General features: G+C 67.2%; 23 protein-coding genes. 11 read left to right on the top strand and 12 right to left on the bottom strand.

Features of this window, described 5'->3' with window-relative positions:
- The first annotated feature begins 71 nt into the window (after positions 1–71).
- The 3 genes from F5544_RS08285 (at position 72) to F5544_RS08275 (ending at position 2,377) form a co-directional block, all read left to right on the top strand.
- Positions 72–1,160: an LLM class flavin-dependent oxidoreductase gene (locus F5544_RS08285; protein WP_167472635.1), complete on the top strand. Its 1,089-nt coding sequence runs from the start codon at positions 72–74 to the stop codon at positions 1,158–1,160.
- The gene (locus F5544_RS08280; protein WP_167472634.1) at positions 1,157–1,762 is read left to right on the top strand and encodes an FMN reductase; all 606 of its coding nucleotides are present in this window, start codon (positions 1,157–1,159) and stop codon (positions 1,760–1,762) included. The genes F5544_RS08285 and F5544_RS08280 overlap by 4 nt, the downstream gene beginning before the upstream one ends.
- Before the next feature lie 66 nt (positions 1,763–1,828).
- Positions 1,829–2,377: a YceI family protein gene (locus F5544_RS08275; RefSeq protein ID WP_167472633.1), complete on the top strand. Its 549-nt coding sequence runs from the start codon at positions 1,829–1,831 to the stop codon at positions 2,375–2,377.
- A gap of 58 nt (positions 2,378–2,435) precedes the next feature.
- Here the strand turns inward: F5544_RS08275 and F5544_RS08270 are convergent, their stop codons facing one another.
- Together F5544_RS08270 and F5544_RS08265 are read right to left on the bottom strand one after the other, a co-directional pair.
- Positions 2,436–2,600 carry a hypothetical protein gene (locus F5544_RS08270; RefSeq protein ID WP_167472632.1) on the bottom strand — a complete coding sequence of 55 codons (165 nt, stop codon included), beginning with the start codon at positions 2,598–2,600 and terminating at the stop codon, positions 2,436–2,438.
- A 32-nt stretch (positions 2,601–2,632) separates the two neighbouring features.
- Positions 2,633–3,301: an SDR family NAD(P)-dependent oxidoreductase gene (locus F5544_RS08265; RefSeq protein WP_167472631.1), complete on the bottom strand. Its 669-nt coding sequence runs from the start codon at positions 3,299–3,301 to the stop codon at positions 2,633–2,635.
- A 100-nt stretch (positions 3,302–3,401) separates the two neighbouring features.
- Here F5544_RS08265 and F5544_RS08260 point away from each other — a divergent pair, with 100 nt between their 5' ends.
- Positions 3,402–4,184, top strand: a complete 783-nt coding sequence (locus tag F5544_RS08260; RefSeq protein WP_238847423.1) for an alpha/beta fold hydrolase — start codon at positions 3,402–3,404, stop codon at positions 4,182–4,184.
- A 56-nt stretch (positions 4,185–4,240) separates the two neighbouring features.
- Here the strand turns inward: F5544_RS08260 and F5544_RS08255 are convergent, their stop codons facing one another.
- Positions 4,241–5,362, bottom strand: coding sequence for a lipase family protein (locus F5544_RS08255; RefSeq protein ID WP_428847167.1), 1,122 nt, complete (start codon positions 5,360–5,362; stop codon positions 4,241–4,243).
- Between the two features lie 119 nt (positions 5,363–5,481).
- On the opposite strand from F5544_RS08255, the gene F5544_RS08250 reads away from it, so the two are divergent.
- The gene (locus tag F5544_RS08250) at positions 5,482–6,099 is read left to right on the top strand and encodes a TetR/AcrR family transcriptional regulator (protein ID WP_167472628.1); all 618 of its coding nucleotides are present in this window, start codon (positions 5,482–5,484) and stop codon (positions 6,097–6,099) included.
- A 22-nt stretch (positions 6,100–6,121) separates the two neighbouring features.
- Here the strand turns inward: F5544_RS08250 and F5544_RS08245 are convergent, their stop codons facing one another.
- Complete coding sequence (locus F5544_RS08245) at positions 6,122–7,591, bottom strand: cytochrome P450 (protein WP_238847152.1); 1,470 nt, start codon at positions 7,589–7,591, stop codon at positions 6,122–6,124.
- Positions 7,592–7,686: 95 nt separating this feature from the next.
- Between F5544_RS08245 and F5544_RS08240 the strand changes: the two genes are divergently transcribed.
- Positions 7,687–8,334, top strand: a complete 648-nt coding sequence (locus F5544_RS08240; RefSeq protein WP_167472627.1) for a TetR/AcrR family transcriptional regulator — start codon at positions 7,687–7,689, stop codon at positions 8,332–8,334.
- A gap of 12 nt (positions 8,335–8,346) precedes the next feature.
- On the opposite strand, the gene F5544_RS08235 is transcribed toward F5544_RS08240, so the two are convergent.
- The 3 genes from F5544_RS08235 to F5544_RS08225 all read right to left on the bottom strand — a co-directional run bounded on the left by F5544_RS08235 (position 8,347) and on the right by F5544_RS08225 (position 9,629).
- On the bottom strand, positions 8,347–8,967 hold the full coding sequence (locus F5544_RS08235; RefSeq protein ID WP_238847151.1) for an acyl-CoA dehydrogenase family protein: 621 nt from the start codon (positions 8,965–8,967) through the stop codon (positions 8,347–8,349).
- A gap of 117 nt (positions 8,968–9,084) precedes the next feature.
- A complete protein-coding gene (locus tag F5544_RS08230; RefSeq protein ID WP_167472626.1) occupies positions 9,085–9,351 on the bottom strand; it encodes a type II toxin-antitoxin system RelE family toxin in 267 nt (88 codons plus the stop codon).
- A complete protein-coding gene (locus tag F5544_RS08225) occupies positions 9,348–9,629 on the bottom strand; it encodes a type II toxin-antitoxin system Phd/YefM family antitoxin (RefSeq protein ID WP_167472625.1) in 282 nt (93 codons plus the stop codon). Before F5544_RS08225 ends, F5544_RS08230 begins: the two co-directional genes overlap by 4 nt.
- A gap of 234 nt (positions 9,630–9,863) precedes the next feature.
- Between F5544_RS08225 and F5544_RS08220 the strand changes: the two genes are divergently transcribed.
- Positions 9,864–10,649, top strand: a complete 786-nt coding sequence (locus F5544_RS08220) for a VOC family protein (protein ID WP_167472624.1) — start codon at positions 9,864–9,866, stop codon at positions 10,647–10,649.
- 77 nt (positions 10,650–10,726) lie between these two features.
- Here F5544_RS08220 and F5544_RS08215 read toward each other — a convergent pair whose 3' ends face one another.
- Positions 10,727–12,040 carry an erythromycin esterase family protein gene (locus F5544_RS08215; protein ID WP_167472623.1) on the bottom strand — a complete coding sequence of 438 codons (1,314 nt, stop codon included), beginning with the start codon at positions 12,038–12,040 and terminating at the stop codon, positions 10,727–10,729.
- Positions 12,041–12,102: 62 nt separating this feature from the next.
- Here F5544_RS08215 and F5544_RS08210 point away from each other — a divergent pair, with 62 nt between their 5' ends.
- On the top strand, positions 12,103–12,699 hold the full coding sequence (locus F5544_RS08210) for a helix-turn-helix domain-containing protein (protein WP_167472622.1): 597 nt from the start codon (positions 12,103–12,105) through the stop codon (positions 12,697–12,699).
- Here the strand turns inward: F5544_RS08210 and F5544_RS08205 are convergent.
- On the bottom strand, positions 12,653–13,348 hold the full coding sequence (locus tag F5544_RS08205; protein ID WP_167472621.1) for a haloacid dehalogenase type II: 696 nt from the start codon (positions 13,346–13,348) through the stop codon (positions 12,653–12,655). The two genes, F5544_RS08210 and F5544_RS08205, sit on opposite strands and share 47 nt — an antisense overlap.
- Before the next feature lie 160 nt (positions 13,349–13,508).
- Here F5544_RS08205 and F5544_RS08200 point away from each other — a divergent pair, with 160 nt between their 5' ends.
- Both F5544_RS08200 and F5544_RS08195 read left to right on the top strand, forming a co-directional pair.
- Positions 13,509–14,903, top strand: a complete 1,395-nt coding sequence (locus F5544_RS08200) for a pyridoxal phosphate-dependent decarboxylase family protein (protein WP_167472620.1) — start codon at positions 13,509–13,511, stop codon at positions 14,901–14,903.
- A 117-nt stretch (positions 14,904–15,020) separates the two neighbouring features.
- On the top strand, positions 15,021–16,061 hold the full coding sequence (locus F5544_RS08195; protein ID WP_167479063.1) for a cation diffusion facilitator family transporter: 1,041 nt from the start codon (positions 15,021–15,023) through the stop codon (positions 16,059–16,061).
- A 46-nt stretch (positions 16,062–16,107) separates the two neighbouring features.
- Here the strand turns inward: F5544_RS08195 and fadD32 are convergent, their stop codons facing one another.
- The 3 genes from fadD32 to F5544_RS08180 form a co-directional block, all read right to left on the bottom strand.
- Positions 16,108–18,009: a long-chain-fatty-acid--AMP ligase FadD32 gene (fadD32, locus tag F5544_RS08190; RefSeq protein ID WP_174867298.1), complete on the bottom strand. Its 1,902-nt coding sequence runs from the start codon at positions 18,007–18,009 to the stop codon at positions 16,108–16,110.
- A gap of 155 nt (positions 18,010–18,164) precedes the next feature.
- Positions 18,165–19,415, bottom strand: a complete 1,251-nt coding sequence (locus F5544_RS08185; protein WP_167472619.1) for a KasA/KasB family beta-ketoacyl-ACP synthase — start codon at positions 19,413–19,415, stop codon at positions 18,165–18,167.
- An 840-nt stretch (positions 19,416–20,255) separates the two neighbouring features.
- Positions 20,256–21,257, bottom strand: coding sequence for a GlxA family transcriptional regulator (locus F5544_RS08180; RefSeq protein WP_167472618.1), 1,002 nt, complete (start codon positions 21,255–21,257; stop codon positions 20,256–20,258).
- A 71-nt stretch (positions 21,258–21,328) separates the two neighbouring features.
- Here F5544_RS08180 and F5544_RS08175 point away from each other — a divergent pair, with 71 nt between their 5' ends.
- Positions 21,329–22,711, top strand: coding sequence for an MFS transporter (locus tag F5544_RS08175; protein ID WP_167472617.1), 1,383 nt, complete (start codon positions 21,329–21,331; stop codon positions 22,709–22,711).
- Positions 22,712–22,824 lie beyond the last annotated feature (113 nt).

The raw sequence follows: 22,824 nt of genomic DNA, 5'->3' as shown, positions 1-22,824 counted from the left end.
TACCTTGGTCGGTTCATTTGGTTGCCACATCCACCAAATGAGTGGCAGACTACTTCACCAAGGAGGGTGGCGTGCAGTTCGGAATCTTCACCGTCGGTGATGTGACGACCGATCCGACAACCGGTCGGACGCCGACCGAACACGAGCGGATCAAGGCGATGGTGACCATCGCCCAGAAGGCCGAGGAGGTCGGTCTCGACGTCTTCGCCACCGGCGAGCACCACAACCCGCCCTTCGTACCGTCCTCGCCCACCACGATGCTCGGCTATATCGCCGCGCGCACCGAGCGCCTGCAGCTGTCCACCGCGACCACCCTGATCACCACCAACGATCCGGTGAAGATCGCCGAGGATTTCGCGATGCTGCAGCACCTGGCCGACGGCCGGGTCGACCTGATGCTCGGCCGCGGCAACACCGGCCCGGTGTATCCCTGGTTCGGCAAGGACATTCGGGACGGCATCGCGCTGGCCATCGAGAATTACCAACTACTGCACCGGCTTTGGCGCGAGGACGTGGTGGACTGGGCGGGCCGGTTCCGCACCCCGCTGCAATCGTTCACCGCGACACCGCGCCCGCTCGACGGCGTAGCGCCGTTCGTCTGGCACGGTTCCATCCGCAGCCCCGAAATCGCCGAGCAGGCCGCTTATTACGGTGACGGCTTCTTCGCCAACCACATCTTCTGGCCGAAAGAGCACTTCCAGCGGTTGATCTCGCTGTACCGCAGGCGTTACGAACACTACGGGCACGGCTCGGCGGACCAGGCGATCGTCGGGCTCGGCGGACAGGTGTTCATGCGCAAGAACTCCCAGGACGCGGTGCGCGAATTCCGGCCGTACTTCGACAACGCACCGGTGTACGGGCACGGGCCGACGCTGGAGGAGTTCACCGAGCAGACACCGCTCACCGTCGGCAGTCCGCAGCAGGTGATCGATCGAACGCTCACCTTCCGCGAGTACTTCGGCGACTATCAGCGCCAACTGTTCCTGATGGATCACGCGGGCCTACCGCTGAAAACGGTGCTGGAGCAACTGGATCTGCTCGGCGAGGAGGTCGTCCCGGTATTGCGCAAGGAGTTCGCCGCAGGGCGCCCCGCCCACGTTCCCGACGCCCCGACCCATGCGAGCCTCGTTGCGGCGCAGAAGGATTCGGTGATCGCATGAAGCGCATCGCGGTGATCTCCGCCGGACTGTCCGAACCATCGTCGACGCGGTTGCTCGCCGACCGGCTCGCGGCCGCCACCGAGCGAGCGCTGCCCGACCGAGATGTCCGGGTAGACGTCATCGAATTGCGCGACCACGCACACGATTTGGCAAACAACCTGCTCACCGGCTTTCCGTCGGCGGCGCTGCGCGCGACCATCGGGGGCGTGACGACCGCCGACGGGCTGATCGCCGTCACGCCGATCTTCAACGCGTCCTACAGCGGGCTGTTCAAGACGTTCTTCGATGTGCTCGAACCGGATTCGCTAACCGGTATGCCGGTGCTGATCGGGGCCACCGGCGGCACCGCGCGGCATTCGCTGGCCCTCGAGCACGCCATCCGTCCGATGTTCACCTACCTGCGTTCGACGGTGGTGCCGACCTCGGTATTCGCCGCATCCGAAGACTGGGCCTCCGCGACAACGGACGGGTTGAACGCCCGGATCGCCCGCGCGGCAGGCGAATTCGCCGGTGTCCTGAGCGGTGACCGCCCGGGACGTCCGGCGGATCCCTACGACGAACCCGTGCCGTTCGCCCAACTGCTGGGCGGCGGCACTGCCTGATCGTTCGGCAACGGCGCCGAACTTCCCTGTCCGACAATCGAATTGTTCAACACTCGAGGAGACGTCATGTCCACCGACACCGCCAACAAGCTCACCGCGGGCACCTGGGTTATCGACCCGGCCCATTCCACCCTCGGCTTCTCGGTCCGCCACCTGATGGTGAGCAAAATCCGTGGGCGCTTCACCGATTTCAGCGGCAAGCTGGTGATCGGCGAGGACGGCAGCGCCACCGCCGAGGCCGAGATCCGCGTCGATTCGGTGACCACCGACAACGAGCAGCGCGACGCGCACCTGCGCACCGCCGACTTCTTCCACGTCGAGGAATTCCCGGTGGCGACCTTCAAGTCCACCGGATTCCGGGTGAACGGAGAGGAATTCGAGGTCGACGGCGAGTTCACCATCCACGGCGTCACCAAGCCGGTGACGCTGCAGGTGGAATTCCTCGGCGTCAACCCGGGCATGGGCCACGGGCCGGTCGCGGGCTTCGAGGCCAAGACCGTGCTGAACCGCCGCGACTTCGGCATCACCATCGATATGCCGCTGCCGGACGGCGGCGCGGTGATCGGCGAGAAGATCAACCTGTCGCTGGAGGTAGAGCTCGGCCAGCAGGCCTGAGCGACGCCACCCTGAGCGCCCGTTCCCACTCCGTGCGGGAACGGGCCTGATCCGTGCGTCAGAAATCCATGCCGCCGTGCTCATCCGGCGTCGACTCGTCGCGCTCGATGGCATCGGGCTGCGAATGTTCGTCGGCGTGGGTCGGTTTCCGGTGCTCCTCGGCGAAATCCGGGTCCTGCTGTCGCGATTCGGCCGTCGTCGGATCGATCTCGGGTGTGCTCATGGTCGCCGGGTACCCGCTGCCGACGGATCGAACTATCCGTCGAAGGCGACGTGCGGCGTCCATTCCGCGTCAGGGCGGATAGCCGCGGCATACAGTGCCTCGGCGACGCGTTCCCTGGTGAACTTTCCGCTGTCGAGCACGCCGTTCACCTGCACCGCCACCGCACGCACGCCCTCCGGCGCGAGGGTGGTGTCCAGGCTGATGACGAGGTTGCGCACGGCCGCCTTCTGCACCCCGAGCGAGGCGGCCCGGTTCCACGGTTTATCGGCCGCGGCGCTACCGGTGACCAGCACCCGCGCGCCCTTCGGGAAGTAGGCCTTGGCGGCCTGCACGGCGGGCAGCAGCGCGGCGGCGCCGATCGTGAAGTCGGCGACCAGTTCGGCCACCGTCAGCTGGAGTGGATCGGCTTCGCGGAAGATGCTGGGGTTGAAGTGCAGGACGTCAATGCGCCCGTACCGCTCGCCCACTTCGGTTACCAATCGGGTGACATCGTCCGGATCGGCGAGGTCTACGCCGAGGCCATCGGCTGTGAAACCGCTCTCGCGCAGGTCTTTTGCCAGCGGCTCCGCCTCCTCGGCGAACCGGGTGGCCAACGCGATCGAATAGCCGTCGCGGGCAAAGCATCTGGCCACGGCCAGGCCGACGCCCGGCCCTGCGCCCAGCCCGAGGAATACCGGTGCGGTGGTGTCGCTGTCCTGCATGACCGCACGCTATCAGGCAGTGTGGGCCGGACGGCGGCCGAGACCGGCCGGTTACCATCGGGCACATGATTCGCTGTTCGAACCGGAGGTACAGCTAGCCGTGCCGTACGCGAAGGCCGCGGACGGGGTCCGCATCGCCTACCAGGTCTCGGGTGCGGGCGACCCGCTGATCCTGCTCGCCGGGCAGGCGAACAACCATCACTGGTGGGACGGCATCCGGGACGACTTCGACGCCACGCGACGCACCGTCACGCTCGACTGGCGCGGCACCGGCGACAGCGACCGGCCCGATACCCCTTACAGCACAACCGGATTCGCCGATGACGTGATCGCGGTATTGGACGACGCGGGCATCGCGCGAGCGGATGTGTACGGCACATCGATGGGCGGCCGGGTGGCCCAGTGGCTGGCCGTCCGCCACCCGGACCGCGTCGGCGCTTTGGTCCTCGGCTGCACCTCCCCCGGCGGCGCCCACGGCCTCGAACGCAGCGAAGACGTGAAAAGGTCACTCGCCCAACGTGATCCGGCTGCCGCCCGGCAGGCCCTGTTGGAACTCATGTACACCCCCGCCTGGCTCGCCACCGAACCCGGCCCCTTCAACACGCTGGGCGACCCGGCCATGCCGCCGTACGCACAGCGCTGGCACCGCGTCGCCAGCGCACAGCACGACGCGTGGGATGCCCTGCCGCATATCCGATCCCGCACCCTGGTGGTCCACGGCACCGACGACATCTTCAACCCGACCGCCAACGCCCCGTTGATCGCCGACCGCATCCCCGGCGCGCTGTTGCACTTGATCCCCGGCGCCCGCCACGCGTACTTCGACGAATTCCGCAGTGTCGCAACACCACTCGTCCTCAACTTCCTGAACGCCGGTTCGTAGGCGATTCGCGTCCCGCGCAGACCATCACATGCGCGGGTAGCCGAAACCTCGGGGCGTCAGGCGAAGGCGCGAGCCACGAACGGGACGCTGTCGGGAAGCGATCCCGCGACGGTCGCGCTGTGGTCGAGCCCCGGGTAGAAGTGCACCTCGGGCCGAACGCCGTTGGCGGTCAGGTCCGCGACGAGTTTGGTGGTGAGCGGGGCCAAGACGTCGGTGTCGTTGGTGCCCTGGCCGATGAAGAGCGGGCGGTCGTAACCGGTCAGCGGCACATCCATCACCGAATGCGCGACGGTGGCGAAATCGCCCTCCGAAAGTGGCCGGGAGAACAGCTGATTCACCGTCACGCCGCCGATGCGGTCGGCGAGCGTGGTGAAACATTCGGTCTGCGCGGCGGTTACGAGTTCCCGGCCGACCGGTGTCAGGTAGCTGTCGAGGTCGAAGTCCGGCCGGGACGCTTGCAGCCCGTTCATCACATAGGTCGCGTACGCGGTGATGTGCGCGGACGGAATCGGCGGCGTCCGCGGGCCGATGAGCATGGCCGCCTCGACAACGTTGGAGGCGGGCCCGGTGGCCACCGCGCCGCGATAATCGAGCTCAGGCGCGTATTTCGTGGCCAGCGAGGCGGTGAACACCGCGGCGCCGCCGCCCTGCGACTGGCCGATGGCCACCCACTTCGCCGCGAGAGCCGGCTCCACCGCGCGGGCCGCGCGCACCATATCGATTCCGGCGTGCGCCTCGGCCCGCCCGTCGAGGTAGGTGTGCACGCCCGGCGTGCCGAGGCCGATGTAATCGGTCGCCACCACCGCATAGCCCTGCTTCATCCAGGTGGCCAGGTATGCCATGTCGCGACCGGAGCGGCCCGCGACGGATGGCGCGCATTCGTCGGCCACGCCGACCGTGCCGTGTTCCCACGAAACGACGGGCCAGCCACCTGCGGGCGGCGTGCCCGCCGGAACGAAGATCGCGCCGGTGGACAGCGCGGGCCGTCCGTCGGAGGTCTGGGTCCAGTAGGTCAGGCGGCGGGCCGATCCGGTGCCTGCGATCCAGAGGTCCGCGGGTAGCGCCTCGTCGCGCACCACGGTCCCCGGTGCCTGACCGGCGGGTTCGGCCGCGGCGGTGGCGGTGAGCGGTCCGGCGAGCAGGCCGGCGGCGGCCAGGGCGAGCACTGTGCGTCGCAGTTGCACGGCGCATTCCTTTCACTTTCGATGGTGTCACATTGAGACACTTTGCTCCCGCTATCCTAGAAAGTGTCACTTTGAGACACCATTGACTGTGACGCGGATAACGGGAGGGGTCGATGACGGATTCGAACGGGCTGCGCGAACGCGAGAAGACCCGGGTGCGCGGGCAGCTCATCGATACCGCGCTGCGCCTGTTCGAGCGGCAGGGCTTCGAGCAGACCACCGTGCAGCAGATCGCCGACGCCGTGCACGTCTCGCGCCGTACCTTCCATCGGCACTTCCCCTCCAAGATGGCGGTGGTCTTCGCGCACGAGGAAGATCTGATGGCGCAACTGCTTTCGGCGCTCGACCGCCGCCCGCCCGGCGAATCCGCGCTCACCGCACTGCGTCACGCGGTCCGCGACCTACTGCTGGACACCGACGACCGGCAGCGGCTCGACCGGCAGGCCGACACCGCGCGCAGGGCGAGGCATGTGCTTGTCACCAATCCGCAACTGCGGCAGGAGAATTTCACCGGTGCGATGAGCCGCAAACACGCGTTGACCCAGCGCTTCGCCGCCCGCTCCGGCCTACCGGAGACCGATCTGCGCCCGCAGCTCGCCGCCGCGACCAGCTTCACCGCGTTCGCGGTGGCCCTCGACAATTGGACGCTCGGCGCCGATCACTCCATCACCGCGCTGCACCGGATCCTGGATACCACCATCACGGCCCTCCAGCACGGCCTCGATGTCTGAACTCATACCGCGCCAACGAATTTCAGTCGGATAACCGTTCCAGGCGAATGGGCAGTCCGTCGCCGGGCGTCGGGCCGGTGGTCGCGACGAGCGGAACCCGATAGCCATCCGGCACGCTCCAGCGGTAGCGCGAAAGCATCTGGTGCAATACCGCTTTCACGGTCATACCGCCGAAATACATGCCGATGCACTTGTGCGCGCCGCCGCCGAAGGCCGCCCACGCGAACCGGTGCGATTTGTCCTCGCGACGCTCGGCCGCGAACCGCTCCGGATCGAAAACGGCGGCGTCGCGCCAGTATTCGTCGCTGCGCATCATGGCGTACGAGCCGCACATGATGAGCGTCCCCGCGGGTATGTAGTGGCCGAGCAGGTCGGTGTCCGCGACGGTTTCCCGAACCTGCTGCCCCACCGGCGAATACATGCGCAGCACCTCGCGGAAGGCCATATCCAGCGCGGGCAGCCGATCCAGATCGGCGTAGTCGAGCGCGGGTTTGCCCAGCGCGCGCGATTCCGCGCGCAGGCGATCCTGCCAGTGCGGATGCCGCGCCAGCTCGTAGATCAGCATCGAGGTGGCGATCGTGCTGGTGTCGTGCGCGGCCATCATCACGAAGATCATGTGCTGGACGATTTCCTCATCGGTGAAGGTATGTCCCTCTTCGGTTTTCGCCCGGCACAGCACGCTGAACAGATCCGCGCCCGCACCGGCCCGCTTGGCGGGCAGCTCGCGGCGGAAATGCTCCTCCAGCACCCGACGGCCGCGCATGCCGCGGGCCCAGATTCCGCCCGGCATATTGGTGCGGATCAGCGCCTGGCCACCGCGCACCGCATCCTCGAAGGCGCGCTCCAACCGCGCACCGTCGCGACCGAGTTCCGCACCGGCGAACACCTCCGTCGCCTGCTCCAACAGCAACTGCTTGATCGCCCGGTAGGCATGGAAGTTGCGGCTCGGCCGCCAGCCCGCGACCCCCGCGGTGATCCGCGGCGTGGTGAGCTCGAGATAGCCGACCAATCTGGTCCTGGTGAACGCCTGCTGCATGATCCGGCGATGGAACAGATGTTCGTCGAAGTCGCGAAGCAGCAGGCCGCCGCGAAAGAACGGACCGATCAGATATTCCCAACCACGCTGCGCCGAAAGGACTTTCGCCCGGTCCAGGTACACCGCCTCCAGTGCCTCCGGGCTGGCGACCGCCACCGCACGGCGGCCGAGCACACCCATCCACTGCACCGGGCCGTAACGTCGCACCCGCTCCTGGGAGAACGCGATCGGATCGGCGAGCACCTGCAGGGTGTAGCCGATGCCCGGCGGCCCGAAATCGCCGAGCACAGGCCGCAATCCACTTCCCGGCGGCGGCGTGGCGAGCGGTCGCGGCCGAACCGGATAGTGCCCGGCGATACCGGCGCCCACCCGCTGCGCTTGCCAGGCCAACATCGCCCGCGCCTGACGGACGCCGCTGGTCACCGCATCGATCGATGGAGGCAGGAGAAGCGTCATGGTCGATCCCTTCGCGGCGGTGCGATACCTCTGACAATACGGGAAACACTCGTTTCCGTAAACGGTTGTTTCCCGATTTGGTCTACGCTGAACCCGTGACCCGAGCATCCACCGGCACCTACCGCGGGACATCCACCGTCGAACGCCAGGCCGACCGGCGGCGGCGGTTACTCGATGCCGCATTGGAAATTGTTGGTACCCAAGGACTTTCCGCCCTGACGGTGCGCGGGGTATGCGAGCTGGCCAAGGTAGGACCGCGCTTCTTCTACGAGGCTTTCCCGGATCTGGACGCGCTCGCGGCCGGACTGCTGCTGGAGGTGCAGCGCTCCGCGCTAGAAAGGGCGCAGGCCGCCATCGCCGAGACGCCGGGCGAACCGGCCGACCGGATCCGGGCAGGCGTCGCCGCGCTCATCACCGACCTCACCGACGATCCGCGGCGCGCGCAGATCGCCTTCGCGCAGGCGTATGGCAGCCCGGCACTGATGCGCAGCAGATTCGACGGGATGCGCCAGGTCGCGCAGGTGATCATCGAGCAGACCCGCCTGGTCCTGCACCTGCCCGATGGGCAGGACCTGGCGGTCGCGGCGACCTCACAGCTCATTACCGGCGGCGCGGCCGAACTCGTCCTGGTCTGGCTGGACGGCGGACTGGACATCGGCCGAGCCGAATTGATCGATCTCGTCGCCGATTTCGCCATCGCGATGGTGGATCGATTACCCGCTGTCGCGGCGCGTATCGAGTGATTTCCGTGCGGGTCAATGTTTTTCGGAAATGCCCAATACCTCCATGCCGATTTCGCCCGCGAGCACCTCGGTCGAGTAGGCCATGAGCTGTCCGGCCTCGGCGTCGCGCAGATGTCGTTGGATCGGTGACTGTTTCAGGTAGCCGGAGGCGCCGCCGACCCGGACGCCGAGCTGCGCCACCTCCACCGCGACCTTGTTCGCCAGATACTTCGACCGCACCAGCGTCGGGAAGAAGGACGGCAGGCCCTCGTCCGCCTCGGCCAACCCGCAATCGTAGAGTGCGTGTGCGGCGGCGAGTTTGGTTTGTACGTCGGCCACTTCATGCTGCACCCACTGCTGATGCGCGAGCGGCTTGCCGAGGATGACGCGCGAACGGGCGTGCTCCACCAGCGCATCGAGCGCGGCATCGGCGATACCGAGCGAAATCGCGGGCAGCCCAGCCGGAATCACCGCGAAATCGCCGGGACCCGGGGCGCGCCCGCGATATTCACCGGACAGCACCGTATTGTCGAAGGCCAGCAATTGACTTCGGGTCGCGCGCAGCCCGAGGGTGTCCCAGATCGGAATCACCGAGACCGTCGCGTCCGGCACCACGCCGAAAAACGTTGGCACGCCGTCCACCAGCGCGTTCACCAACAGGTAGTCGGCGATCTCGGCGCCGGAGACGAACCGCTTCGCCCCGCTCAGCGCCCAACCTCCGTCGACGGCGAAGGCCTCCTGCTGCGGATTGAGAAACGCCCAGTTCTTCGATCAGCGCTCGTAGACCTCGCGTCGATGTCCGGCGGCCACGACGAGGACAATCAGCTTGCCGTCGTCAACGCGATAGACAAGGCGATAGTCGCCCACTCGCAGGCGGTAGCCCGAGCGACCGGTCAGTGCTTTCACATCGACGCCATCGCGCCGATAGGGGTCGTCACCGAGCAGAGTCAGCGCGGTCAGCAATGCCAGCGCCGCCGGTTGCGGAATCGCACGCAATTGCCGCCGAGCAATCGGCGTCCAAACGAATTCGTATTTCACGCGGCACCTTGATGCCCGCCGGCTTCGAGTATCTCATCCATCATCTGACCCAGGGTGATTCGCTCCGGCTCGCCCCCCTCAGCGAGCGCCTCATCGGCCATACTCGCCAGTTGCTCATCTTCCCACTCTTCGAGCTTTGCCAGCATGTACATGGGAATGAATGCCCCTACAGGCGCACCCGCACGAGTTATCACGGTGACATGCCCGTCCTGAACCGCGGCATTGATAATCGCCGGAAGCTGGGCGCGGGCTTCGCGAACACTGAGCTGATCCTCCATACCGGCAAGTGTACACCGGTGGGTGTACACACTCGGTAAGACGCAGCCATGGTCAAGATCCGCATTTCGCCACTGCCCGTTCGCATTCGCGCAGACCGCACGCACGGCGACCATGAGCGGGGCAGACTGTTAACGGCCCGATCCCTAACTCAAACCCGTATTACGGCCGCCCCACCGGCAGGCTGCCTGGAAATGCGCTGGTGTGCGGCCAGACCGCGCTCAGGAGGACAGACCATGCCCACTCGCGACTCCGCTTGGCCCGAGGGCACACCGTGTTGGGTCGACTGTCAGGTCGACGACACGAGCAAGGCCCGCGAGTTCTACGCCAACTTCTTCGATTGGGAGGTCATGGACAACCCGCCGGAAGCCGGCGGCTATCTGATGGCCATGATCAACGGCAAGCCCGCCGCGGGCATCGGCCCGAAGCCCGATGACATGCCCATGCCGTCGGTCTGGACCACCTACTTCGCCGCCGACAGCGCCGACGATATCGCGGGCAAGGTGACGGCGGCGGGCGGCCAGGTATTCGAGCCGCCATTCGATGTCATGGATGTCGGCCGGATGTTCGTCGCGGCGGATCCGACCGGCGGCATCTTCGGCGTCTGGGAAGCCAAGGCGCACAAGGGCGCAGGCGTCTACAACGAGCACGGCGCCTACTGCTGGAACGAACTGCACACCGTCGGTTACCAATCGGCGCAGGAGTTCTACAACAAGGTATTCGGTTGGGGCTACACCGAAATCGGCGATGGCGAGCGCTTCGTGTACTCGACCTTCGCCCCGGGTGGCGGCGAAGGCGTCGGTGGAATGATGGATTCCACCAAGGTGCCCGGTGAGGATATGACCTACTGGCTCACCTGGTTCCAGTTCGACGACGTCGACGCCGGTCTCGCCCGCGCCGCCGATCTCGGTGCGACCACGCTGATGGGCCCGGACGACAGCCCCTTCGGCCGCATGGCCGTGCTGCGGGCACCGCAGGGTGAGATCTTCGGCATCATCGACACGAACAAGAGGGTCGGCTAGCGAGCCGAAATAGTCTCCGGCACAACATGTTCAGCGGCGCGAGCGGCGAGATCCGCTCGCGCCGCCACGGTATTCCCCTACTGCCCGAACATCTTCCGTATTTCCTCGGGCCCGGCGGCGGCCGCGGCGAGATCCGGCGTCGCGGGCGTGACCTCCGGCAGGTGGATGACGGCGTCGTAGGCGTCCAGCGGATTCACCGCACCGGAGATGTTCCCGAAACGCTGCGTGGTCACCGCCCGGACGGTCGCGGTATCGGCCTCCGACAACCGGCGCAGATCGACCGCGAACGGGCCGTCGTGGCTGGCCGCCATCAGCGCGTCCAGGCAACCGGGCTCCGGCGGTAGCAGCTCGGTGAAGATCTTGCCCTCGTAGAATTCGGCGCCCGCGTTGAGCGTCTGCCCGGCCCTCGCGGTCATGCCGATCACCCGATAGTCGTCGCCGAGCCGGTCGGCGAGGTGCAAACCCATCGGATCCGATGGCGGCATACCGGGAAACGCCGACAGCGGCCAGCGCATCACATGTCCGTTGTGCGCGGCGAGCACGATCCGATCGGTGCGGTTCAGCAGCCATTCGACATTGTCGGCGATGGCGGGATCGCGGAAATACAGCGCATCGCCGCGCCGCCCCTGCGCGGTCACCCTGCCGATCATGTCGATGGCCATCGTGCAGGCCAGCGCCCGCACCGCCCGGCCGTACTCGTCCACCGTCGTGCGGGCCAGGTATTCGAGCCTGCGGCCGTGCAATCGCGCGACCAATTCGGCGAGTCCGGCGCTCAGCGCGTCGCGGCGGTCCTGGCCGAGTTCGAGGTATGCGGTGATGGCGGGAACCACCGAGAGCGCCGAATCCGCCGCGAAGATCGCGGCCGTCTCGCGCAGCCCCGGATCGATCTCGAACTCCGGGTCCGCCGCCGCGAAATAGCCGATGACATCGTCCAATCCGGGCAGCAGCGATACGTTCGATCCCGACAGATCGATGCCGTAGAACCCGACCCGCCGGTCCGCGGCGCGGTTGTATTCGTGCAGCCACGTCAGCAGATCACGCATCTCGGTCCACAGGCCCATCATCGAGCTGATGGCGTTGGCCAGCAGGTCGTCGAGGTTCGCGGACGCGCCGTGCAGCCAATCGTCGACCCGCCACCCTTCCACGAAGCCGCTCTCCCAGCCGAGCGCGCCGAAGCCGTGCCGTTCGACCAGGTACCGCAGCACCCGGTGCCGCACCAGATAGGACTCGCGGTTGAAGTGCGCGCTCTCGCCGATGGCGACCACACGCGCGCTGCCCACCACTTCGTCCAGCCATTGCAGGTCGTCCAGCGGCGCGGCCGGATCGAGCGTGCGCAGCGGCCGCACCGCGGCATCGCTCAGCCGGATCGTCGTCGAGGTATCAGCGGACACGTCCCACTCCCGTTCATTGATTCCAACTTTGGAAACAATACCAACTATGGGATCATTTGGGAATGGAGAAGGACATGCTCGATCTGCTGCTGCATCCGGTCCGGCTGCGCATCCTGCACGCCATGTCCGGCGGACATATCCGCAGCACCGCCGAGCTGTGCGAAACCCTGCCCGATATCCCGAAAACCACGCTGTACCGGCACGTCGGGCTGCTGGCGGACGGCGGCATCCTGGAGGTGGCCGACGAACAGCGGGTCCGCGGCACCGTCGAGCGCTACTACCGGCTGCGCCCCGACCGAACCCGGATCGAGCCGGAGGCGGGCGCGACGATGTCGGCCGAGGAACACCGCAACGCGTTCGCCGCGTCGATGGCGGTGTTACTCGCCGAATTCAATGCGTACCTGGACCGGCCGGGCGTCAACCCGTACGCAGATTCCGTCACCTATCGGCAGGGCGTGGTCTGGCTGAACCAGGACGAACTCGCCGGATTACTCCGCGAAGTCGGCGCGGCCGTCGGGCGCCTGATGGGGAACCGACCCGAACCAGGCCGCACGCCGTACACGATGAGCTCGATCATGTTCCCGAACGTCCACGCGGCCGACGGTGCGCGGATCAAGCCCCGAGCTGATCGGCCAGATCGAGGAAATCCGCCGCGTTGACGTCGAATTCGTCCGAGTAGGCCGTATCGGCCAGCGCCGGATCACCGAATTCCATTGGCCTGGCGACGAATGCGGTGCGCAGGCCGAGCTCGGCCGCGGCGCGGATATCGTATTTGTGGCTGGCCACCATCATGATCCGGTCCGGATCCAGCCCGAGATAGCGGGCGGCCATCAGATAGGTGGCCGGATCCGGTTTGAACGCGCCCGCCATCTCGGCGGTGAACACCGCGTGCCACGGCAGATCCCCGTGCGCGGTGATGTTTACGACGGCCCGCACATCGGCGTTCGACAGCGTGGCCAGCACGAAATGCTTTCGCAGACGGTGCAATCCGGGCACCACATCCGGCCACGGGTCGAGCTGCTGCCAGGCGAAGGCCAGCTCCTCGCGCTCGGTGTCACCGAGGCCGATGCCGTCCGCGGCCAGCATCTCGTCGAGTGCGGTGCGATACACCGAATGCACTGTGCGCCAACCATCCTGCTGCGGCGCCTGCTCCAGCGCGGCGCGATACGCGGCGCGCCAACGGTTTACGAAATCGCTCGGATCCAGCTCGGGCCGGTCGCCGATGACGCGCACCACCGCGCGCCGTACCGTGCCGAAGAAATCCGTCGCCGTGCCCTGTACGTCGAAGAGCAATGCCGTAGGCCGCATGGTCGAATTATCACCACGCCGATCCGCGCCCGGCTACACCGAATCCGTCACACTGCGGCGCCGGTCCAGTTTCTCCGGAGTGGACGCCGACAGGCGCCCGTCACCGCTCGTACTGTCCGACTGGGGGTTATCCGCCATCGACCGACAGTCAGGAGATGCCATGGACCGCAGACTCGCCGAGGATCTCACCGAACTACCCGGCCTGCTGAACGCGGTGAGCGGCGCGGCGGGCGAGCTGCTGGCCGGATTGGCCGGGCGCACGGTGGCGGTCCCGCCCGGCGAGGTGCCGCCCTCGGCCATACCCGAATCGGGAATCGGCCTGCGCCAAGCGCTTTCGGAATTCCGGCGGCGCTGGGAGCCCGGCTTCTCCGGTAGCGCGGGCCCGCGCTACCTCGGCTTCGTCACCGGCGGCGCGACACCCGCCGCGATCGCGGGCGACTGGCTGACAAGCACATTCGACCAGAACGCCATGAGCGGTGAGGATTCCGTTGCCGACATGCTGGAGCGGGAAACCCTCGGCTGGATCGGAGAACTGTTCGGGCTCACCGAATTCCGCGGCGCGTTCGTCACGGGCGCGACCATGTCCAACTTCGTCGGGCTGGCCATCGCGCGCGAATGGCTCGGCGAACAGCTCGGGGTCTCGGTGGCGCAGTCCGGGGTCGGCGCGCTCGGGCCGGTGCACGTGCTCTCCGGCACACCGCATTCCAGCATCCCGAAGACGCTGTCGATGCTGGGCATCGGCCGCGACCGGTTGACGCTGGTGCGCACCCGGCCCGACCGCGAGGCCATCGATGTCGACAAGCTGGCCGCGGCACTGGCTGGACTCGACGGTCGGCCCGCCATCGTGGTCGCCAACGCGGGCACCGTGAACACCGTCGACTTCGACGACCTACGCGCCATCGCGGAGCTGCGGCGGCGGTATCCGTTCTGGCTGCACGTGGACGCCGCGTTCGGCGCGTTCGCGGCGCTGTCGGACCGGCCCGAACTGGTCGACGGTCTGGCGGCCGCCGATTCGGTCTGCGTCGACCTGCACAAGTGGCTCAACGTCCCCTACGACGCCGCGGTGCAGTTCAGCAGGCGGCAGGATCTGCAACTGCGCGTATTCCAGAACTCGGCGGCCTACCTCACCGCGCCGTCCGCCACCCCGGACTTCGGGCATCTCGTTCCGGAGAACTCCCGTCGTCTGCGCGCGCTGGCCGCCTGGTTCACGCTGCGCGCGTACGGCCGCGACGGTTATCGAGAAATCGTGCGCCGCAACGTATCCTGCGCGCAGCGGCTCGGTGAACGGCTGGCCGCCACCGGAATGCTGGAAATGCTTGCGCCCGTTCGCCTCAACGTTGCCTGCTTCACCCTGGCGCAGCACCCGACCACCGAGCGCGTGCACGCGCTGATCTATGCGATCGCGAAATCCGGCGAAACCTTCGTCACCCCAACGGTTTACCGGGGTAAACCGGCCGTTCGCGCCGCCTTCAGCAATTGGCGCACCACCGAGGCCGATGCCGACCGCGCCTGCGACGCGATCGTCGCGGCCGCCGAAAACCTCGCCACTGCGTGATCTACGTCACCACAGCTGGCTGACCCCCGGTCGACGGGTGTCGGCTAAGCTGTCGCAATAGATGCGATTATGCGCATATGTTCAGGCTGTATGACGGACGGGAAGATTGGGCGAACCATGGGACATGACCACGGGCACGACCACGACCACGACCACGACCACGGCCACGGCCACGGGCATGAGCACGGTGCGGGCCACAGCCACGGCGTCTCTGGCGATGCGGACAAGCGCTGGCTGAGCGTCGGCCTCGCGCTCATCGTCGGATTCATGCTGATCGAGGTGGTCATCGGCGTGCTGGCCAACTCGCTGGCCCTGCTCTCCGATGCCGCGCACATGCTCACCGACGCCGCGTCGATCGTGCTCGCGCTCACCGCGATTCGCATTGCCGCGCGCCCCGCCCAGGGCAAATACACCTACGGCTTCAAACGGGCGGAAATCCTGTCCGCACAGGCCAACGGCATCACCCTGCTGGTGCTCGCGGGCTGGCTGGCCTACGAGGCGGTCCGCCGCCTGATCGAGCCGCCGCAGGTCACCGGTGGGCTGGTGGTGATCACCGCGCTCATCGGTATCGCGGTGAACGTGCTGGCCAGCTGGGCGATCAGCAAGGCCAACCGGTCCAGCCTGAATATCGAGGGCGCGTTCCAGCACGTGCTCAACGATCTCTACGGCTTCATCGCCACCGCCGTCGCGGGTGTCATCGTGCTGGTCACCGGCTTCGCCAGGGCCGACGCGATCGCGACGCTGATCGTGGTCGCGCTGATGGTGAAGGCCGGGCTCGGCCTGGTCCGCGAGTCGAGCCGCATCTTCCTGGAGGCCGCGCCCACCGGCGTCGACCCGGATGCCGTCGGCCGCAGGCTGGTCGCCGTCGACGGCGTTGACGAGGTACACGACCTGCACATCTGGCAGATCACCTCGGGCAGCATCGCCCTCTCGGCGCATGTGCTGGTCCGTCCAGGGGCCGACTGCCACGGCCTGCGCCAGCGCATCGAGGACGTGCTCCACCACGATTACGGCATCACGCACACCACACTGCAGGTCGATCATTCGACGACGCTCACCCCGGGTTCGACCGCCGATGCGGAACGCCTGCTGCCGATGCTCGAGGACCACTGCGACGACGCGCACGGCCCGGTCCACCGCGTCGGCCGAGGCAACTGATCCGCGCCGGAAAAACAAAAGGGGCGGGACGGCGTCCCGCCCCTTTTCACGCGTCGACCGTGTCCGGGAAGGCCGTCTGCTGGTAACCGCCGCGCAGCGTGCCCTCCAGATAGGCGGCGCGGCAGGCGCGTCGGGCTATCTTGCCGCTGGAGGTGCGCGGAATGGAGCCGGCCGGCACCAGCAGCAGATCGCGCACCGTCACGCCGTGCCGCTGGGCGATGGCCGCGCGCACCGTATCGACGATCGGGCCGGGATCCAATTTGCCCGCGCCGGTGCCGCGTTCGGCGACCACCACCAGTTGCTCCGAGGTGTCGTCCGGATCGAACCGGAGTCCGGATCGGCCGCCCTGCTCGAAAACCAGCGGCGGCAGTTGGTTCGCGGGCACCGAGAACGCCGCGACGAAACCCGGCCGCAGCGCGGTACTCGCCTCCTGCGCCGACATTTCCAGATCCTGCGGATAGTGGTTGCGCCCGTCCACGATCACCAGATCCTTGACCCGGCCGGTGATGTACAGCTCACCGTCCAGATATGCCCCGTAGTCGCCGGTGCGCATCCAGTTCGCATCCGGGTCGGCGCCCTCGGCGTGACTGCCCTCCGGTTGCCGCACAAGCAGTTTCGCCCGGAAGGTGGCCTCCGATTCCGCGGGCCTACCCCAGTACCCGCGGCCGATGTTGTTGCCGTGCAACCAGATCTCGCCGATCTGGCCGTCGAGCCGCTCTGTTCCGGTCTCCGGATCGACGATGACCGCCCACTGCGACAGCGACACATAGCCGCAGGAAACCTGTGCCACCGCGTTGTCCCCGTGCTGGTCCACCTCGACCATGCGCCCGGAGTTGAGCGCGTCGCGGTCCACATAAACCGATTTCGCCTCGTCCTCGCGCTTGGTCGCCGAGACGAACAGCGTCGCTTCGGCCATGCCGTAACAGGGTTTGATGGCGGTCTTGGGCAGACCGTACGGCGCGAACGCATCGTTGAACTTCTTCATCGACGACACCGAAACCGGCTCGCTGCCGTTGATCAACCCGATCACATTCGAAAGGTCCAGCGTCTCACCGGGTTTCGGCAAGCCACGGGCAGCGGCGTGCTCGTAGGCGAAATTCGGTGCGGCCGAATAGATCTCGGCGCCGTCGGCCTGCGCCGCCAATTCCTTGATCCAGCGCGATGGCCGCCGCACGAAGGCGCTCGGCGACATGACCGTGATGAATTTGCCGCCCATCATCGGCAGGATCACGCACAGCAGACCCATATCGTGGAACATCGGCAGCCAGGTGACACCGCGCGCCTTCTCGGTGATCCCGATGGCGTCGATCATCTGCAGCAGGTTTGTACCGACCGCCCGGTGGGTAATTTCGACACCGGCGGGTACCCGCGTGGACCCTGATGTGTACTGCAGGTAGGCGACGTCGTCCATATCGATGTCCGGATGAACCCAGCTGGCGCTCAAGCTGTCCGGCAGCGCCTCGACTGCGATGATGCGGGGCCGCTCGGCGGCGGGCAGGTCCCGGAACAGGCTGCGGACTCCGCCCGCGGCGGAGCCGACGGTGAGGATCGCCGAGGGCGCGCAGTCGCCGAGCACCGCATGCAGGCGATCGGTGTGCCCGGCCTCGTCCGGGTCGAACAGCGGGACCGCGATATTGCCCGCGGCGACGGCCGCGCCCATGGATACGACATAGTCGAGACCCTGCGGGGCCAGGATCGCGACTCGATCGCCGGGTTCGGCCACCTGCTGCAGCCGGGCGGCCACCGCACGGACCCGGACGTTGAACTGGTTCCAGGTGAGATCGATGTACTCACCGTCGCGCTCGCGGGAGTAGTCGATGTAGCGGTACGCCAGCTCGTCGCCGTTCTCCGCCGTGTGCTTCTCCAGGAAGTCGATCAGGGTCTTGTCACCAGGGATCCTGATGTTGCCCGTCTCGTCGAGATACTCGTCAAAGGTGCTGCCGATCATTCCTTATCCCTTTTCAAGGCGCGGCCGCGCGGCCGCGCAATGACAACTGAACACAGAACTTCAGCTCGACCCCGGGGACGGCAGCCGGCGGAAGCCGGCGGGGTGGGCATATGCGGAGCGCCGGGAAGAGTAACAGCTGTCCCGGCACCCGCGGATCAATATCGGCCGAATGCGAGCGCTACATTATGCCCGCCGAAGCCGAACGAATTGTTGATGGCGTAATCGATCCGGCCGATGCGCGCCTGACCGTGGACGATGTCGAGGTCGATCTCCGGATCCTGGTTGTCCAGGTTCAACGTCGGCGGGACGACGCCGTCGCGGATGCTGAGCACGGTGAGCACCGATTCCAGCGCCCCCACCGCGCCGATCGAATGGCCGAGCGCGGATTTGGGCGCGTACACCGAGGCGTGGGTGCCGACGGCCGATTTGATGGCCAGCGCCTCGGCGGTATCGCCGATCGATGTGGAGGTGGCGTGCGCATTGATATGCGAGACATCCTTTTTCGACAAGCCGGCCCGTTCCATGGCCCGCGTCATCGCACGCGCCGCGCCCTTTCCTTCCGGATCGGGGGCGACCAGGTGGAACCCGTCGGAGGTGAGGCCGGCGCCCATCAGCCGCGCGTGGATCGTCGCGCCGCGGGCCTTGGCATGCTCCTCGGTCTCGATGAGCATCATCGCGCCCGCCTCGCCGAAGACGAACCCGTCGCGGTCCCGGTCGAACGGGCGCGACGCGGCTTTCGGATCGTCGTTGCGGGTGCTCATGGCGCGCATCATGGTGAACGCGGCGATCGGCAGCGCCTGGATGGTGCCCTCGACACCGCCGGTGACAACCACATCGGCATCGCCCATCGCGACCATCCGCCAGGCGTTGAAGATCGCCTCGGATCCGGACGAACATGCCGAAACCGGCGTGCACACACCGGCCTTCGCGCCGAATTCGGTGCCGACGATGGCCGCGGCGCCGTTGGGCATGATCGCCTGCACCACGAACGGCGAGATCTTGCGGTAGCCGCCGTTCTCCATCTTGAACCGGGAGTCGACGATGTATTCACCGCCGCCGAGCCCGGTACCGATGGAGACGCCGAGCCGCTCCCGGTCCACTTCCGGATTGCCCGCGTTGCGCCATACCTCGCGGGCGAGCAGCAGCGCCATTTGCTGCACATATGCCAGACGGCGCTTCTCTTCGACGGAGAAGCTGTCGCGCGGGCTCACCTTCAAATGTCCGCCGATGCGAACCGGCAATTCGTATTGATCGATGAACCCGTCATCGATCACGTCGATACCGCTTTCCCCGTTCAGCAGGCCCTTCCACGTCGAATCGACGTCCCCCGCGATCGAGGTCGTCGCCGCGACGCTGGTGACGACGACATCGGGAAAGCCGCTCTTCCGCTGGCCAGAACTCGCCATTCTTCGCTCACTTTCCGTTATGTGTGTACATCCGGAAACACTGATCGAGATCGCGCAGGAGGTCGGGCGGTGGAGCCGGGACCCGGCGTGATCGGCAAAGCTACATTATCGGACGGTTCCCAGTGAGAATACCGAGCGAACGGCGCGTCCGCCGACTCGACTCCGCCCGATCGGCGCATCCGGGCCGTGGCGATCTTCAGACTCTTTGGCGGCCAACGGAATTTCCGAACCGAAATATCCGACAATTTCGGTATCGGCCGATGTGTCCACCGATCCGGCGTCGTGAATTTCCCGGACGACGAGCGTTCTCCCGTAGACGCATAGAAGGACCGAAACAGGATGCCGCACTTCGGATATCGCCGAACGCAATCCGGACGACGGTGCAGGCCGGTTGTCCAGCGGGATGCTGGATATCCGAACGACCGTCGTGCGGCCCCCTCCACAGTCCGCACGACGGTCATCGAACGCGTCCGACCCGGTGGAACGACGGCCGACGAGGTGTGTGACACCTGCGAAACGGCTGTGAGCCGAACTGATGATCCAAACATGGGATGCGCTGCGCCGCAAGCCGACACAAATCGTGGCATGGGCGATCACACCCGGTGGCTAGCCCCAATTCCGGCGTCTGGCACCGGGTGCGGAGCCGGATTACCTTTCCGGTCATACGGTTTTCGACCGCGACCCCCGGTGGTCGCGGGAGTGCCCGCCGGCCCCTGTCCGGGCGCACCTGTTGGCCCATTAAGGGGCGCGTCCGAGCCGGTGTGCGCGCACCCCGCGAACCACCGGGACCGCACCCGCCGACCCGGTATCCCCACCGGGCGGCGGGCGGCGGAGCCCCGGTCAGCCCAGCACCACCTCATGCCGGCCCGCGCGGTGCGAGCGGCGGTACTCGCTCGGCGAGATGCCGACCTCGCGCCCGAAATGCGCCCGCAGATTCGCCGGACTGCCGAGGCCGCACCGCTCGGCGACCGCATCGACCGGTAAATCGGTGCCCTCCAACAGTTCTCGTGCCCGGTTGATCCGCTGGCCGAGCAGCCACTGCAACGGTGTTCCACCGAGTTCGGCATGGAAGCGGCGGGCGAGGGTGCGTTCACTGAGCCGCGCGTGCTTTGCCAAATCGGCTACGGTCAGCGGTTTTTCGAGTTGGGTGAGCGCCCATTGCAGCGTCGCGGACAGACCGGGATCGGTGACCGACGGCACCGGCGAGTCCAGGTACTGCGCCTGTCCGCCCGAACGATGCGGCGGCACAACCATATTGCGCGCGGCGGCATTGGCGACCTGTGCGCCGAGATCCTTCCGGATCAGATGGATGCACAGGTCGACTCCCGCCATGGTGCCCGCGCTGGTGAGGATGCGGCCGTCATCGATGTAGAGCACCGACGGATCGACATCGAGCCCCGGATAGCGTTCGACCAAGGCGGGCAGGTGTTTCCAGTGCGTCGTCATCCGCCTGCCGTCCAGCAGTCCGGCCGCGGCGAGCACGAACGCGCCCGAGCACAGCGAGGCGATGCGCGCACCCCGCTCGTACGCGGCGCGCACCGCATCGATCAGGTCGGCGGGCGGATCCTCGCGCACGTTCGGGGTGGCCGGGACGATGACGGTGTCGGCGGCGATCAGGTCGTCGTAGTCGTGGTCGGTCATCGCGATGAACGGATCGCGCAGCGTCGCGTGCCCGCCGGTGCGGGGGCCGCACAGCTTGAACTCGTACCACCGCGACCCGTCGATGCCGGGTGGCGGTTCGAAGAACACCTGGTATGGGATGGCGACCTCGAAGAGCGGCAGCCCCGGCACCACGGCGACCGCGATGGTGCCGGGGCGGCGGGGTGACGTGGACAACTCCATGTCAGAAATCTAGCGCATATTGGCAATCCTGCCACTCGTCCGGCGAATCCCCAGCTCGCATAGTCGAACGCATGCAAACGATCATCGCCGAGCCGCGCACCGAGACCGCGAACCCGCGCCGCTGGCGGGTGCTTGCGGTGGCCGGCGTCGCGCAATACCTGGCCATCCTCGACCTCTTCGCGGTCACCGTCGCGTTCCCGACGCTGCAGCAGTACTTCGGCAACGCGTCGGTGAGCTCGGTCTCCTGGACCCTCAATGCGTACACCATCGTGATGGCGGCGCTGCTGGTGCCCGCGGGACGATTCGCCGACGACACCGGACGCAAACGCGGATTCCTCACCGGCATAGCGCTTTTCGGCCTGGCCTCGATCGCCTGCGGCGCCGCGCCGACACTGGCGACGCTCATCGTCGCGCGGGTGATCCAGGCCATCGCGGCCGCGCTGCTCATCCCGACCGGACTCGGGCTGGTGCTGCCCAGCTTCGAAAAGCGGGAGCACGCAACGGTTATGGGCATTTGGACGGCGATCGCGGCCGCGGGCGCGGCGAGCGGCCCGGTGATCGGCGGCCTGCTGCTGCAGGCGGGCTGGCGCTGGATCTTCTTCCTCAACATCCCGTTCACGGTGGTCGCGTTCGTCATCGGGCTGCGGATACTGCCGGATATCCGCCAGCAGGCCGATCGGAAACTCGATTTGCTCGGCGCCGCAATGATTCTCGGTGCGACCGCCGCGCTGACCACCGCCTTCGTGCAGGCCGAGGACTGGGGTTACGCCTCGGCGGGCACCCTCGGCTGCCTCGTCGCCGCGATCGCGCTGGCCGGACTGTTCGCGGTGCACGCGCGGCGGCACCCGGATCCGGTGGTGAGCCCGGTTGTGTTGCGGCACCGGCTCTTTCGCATCGCGCTCGGCGGCATCTTCGCCTACTACCTGGCCTTCGCGGCGATGATCCTGGCCGCGACCCTGTTCCTCAACGGGGTGTGGCACTACTCGATGCTGCGGGCGAGCCTGGCCATCGCGCCGATTCCGCTCAGCTGCCTCGTGCTCTCGCCGCTGTCCGGCCGGTTCGTCGCCAGATTCGGCGCGACGGCGTCGGCCGCGCTCGGCGGCGCCGCCATGGCCGTCGGCTGCGCCTGGTGGATCGTGTTCGCCGGCGTCCAGTCCTACCCGCTGATGTTCCTGCCCGGCGCGATCCTCGCGGGCGCGAGCACCGCCCTACTGCAGCCGCCGCTGTTCGGCGCGTCGGCGTTGCTGCCCGCCGACCAGCTCTCGCTCGGCTCGGGCGCGACGATGATGGCCAGGCAGACCAGTTCGGCGCTCGGCGTCGCCATCCTCACCGCCATCCTGGCCCGCACCGCGCACCCCGGACTGTCCGACTACCGGGCCGGTTGGCTGTTCATGGTGGTCGTCGGCCTGCTGGCGATGCTCGCCGGGCTGCGGTATCGCCCGCACGCGTACTGACCGGGCGACACGCTAGCAATCATTCAGACACCTAAATTTCGACCGCGGCGGACGGGTTGGCGGGCTGCGGACCGGATATCCCTTCGTCTAACTATGAGCGACAATTTCTGCTT

The sequence above is a fragment of the Nocardia arthritidis genome, from assembly GCF_011801145.1.
Lineage (GTDB): Bacteria > Actinomycetota > Actinomycetes > Mycobacteriales > Mycobacteriaceae > Nocardia > Nocardia arthritidis_A.
This window is presented reverse-complemented; position numbering and strand designations above follow the sequence as displayed.

What these genes read in the sequence shown, in the direction of transcription:
- F5544_RS08180 (WP_167472618.1), bottom strand. Translation starts at nt 21,257, where the DNA reads ATGGAGTTGTCCACGTCACCCCGCCGCCCCGGCACCATCGCGGTCGCC.
- F5544_RS08220 (WP_167472624.1), top strand. Translation starts at nt 9,864, where the DNA reads ATGCCCACTCGCGACTCCGCTTGGCCCGAGGGCACACCGTGTTGGGTC.
- F5544_RS08250 (WP_167472628.1), top strand. Translation starts at nt 5,482, where the DNA reads ATGACGGATTCGAACGGGCTGCGCGAACGCGAGAAGACCCGGGTGCGC.
- F5544_RS08270 (WP_167472632.1), bottom strand. Translation starts at nt 2,600, where the DNA reads ATGAGCACACCCGAGATCGATCCGACGACGGCCGAATCGCGACAGCAG.
- F5544_RS08185 (WP_167472619.1), bottom strand. Translation starts at nt 19,415, where the DNA reads ATGGCGAGTTCTGGCCAGCGGAAGAGCGGCTTTCCCGATGTCGTCGTC.
- F5544_RS08275 (WP_167472633.1), top strand. Translation starts at nt 1,829, where the DNA reads ATGTCCACCGACACCGCCAACAAGCTCACCGCGGGCACCTGGGTTATC.
- F5544_RS08280 (WP_167472634.1), top strand. Translation starts at nt 1,157, where the DNA reads ATGAAGCGCATCGCGGTGATCTCCGCCGGACTGTCCGAACCATCGTCG.
- F5544_RS08210 (WP_167472622.1), top strand. Translation starts at nt 12,103, where the DNA reads ATGGAGAAGGACATGCTCGATCTGCTGCTGCATCCGGTCCGGCTGCGC.
- F5544_RS08225 (WP_167472625.1), bottom strand. Translation starts at nt 9,629, where the DNA reads ATGGAGGATCAGCTCAGTGTTCGCGAAGCCCGCGCCCAGCTTCCGGCG.
- F5544_RS08200 (WP_167472620.1), top strand. Translation starts at nt 13,509, where the DNA reads ATGGACCGCAGACTCGCCGAGGATCTCACCGAACTACCCGGCCTGCTG.
- fadD32 (WP_174867298.1), bottom strand. Translation starts at nt 18,009, where the DNA reads ATGATCGGCAGCACCTTTGACGAGTATCTCGACGAGACGGGCAACATC.
- F5544_RS08265 (WP_167472631.1), bottom strand. Translation starts at nt 3,301, where the DNA reads ATGCAGGACAGCGACACCACCGCACCGGTATTCCTCGGGCTGGGCGCA.
- F5544_RS08245 (WP_238847152.1), bottom strand. Translation starts at nt 7,591, where the DNA reads ATGACGCTTCTCCTGCCTCCATCGATCGATGCGGTGACCAGCGGCGTC.
- F5544_RS08195 (WP_167479063.1), top strand. Translation starts at nt 15,021, where the DNA reads ATGGGACATGACCACGGGCACGACCACGACCACGACCACGACCACGGC.
- F5544_RS08175 (WP_167472617.1), top strand. Translation starts at nt 21,329, where the DNA reads ATGCAAACGATCATCGCCGAGCCGCGCACCGAGACCGCGAACCCGCGC.
- F5544_RS08205 (WP_167472621.1), bottom strand. Translation starts at nt 13,348, where the DNA reads ATGCGGCCTACGGCATTGCTCTTCGACGTACAGGGCACGGCGACGGAT.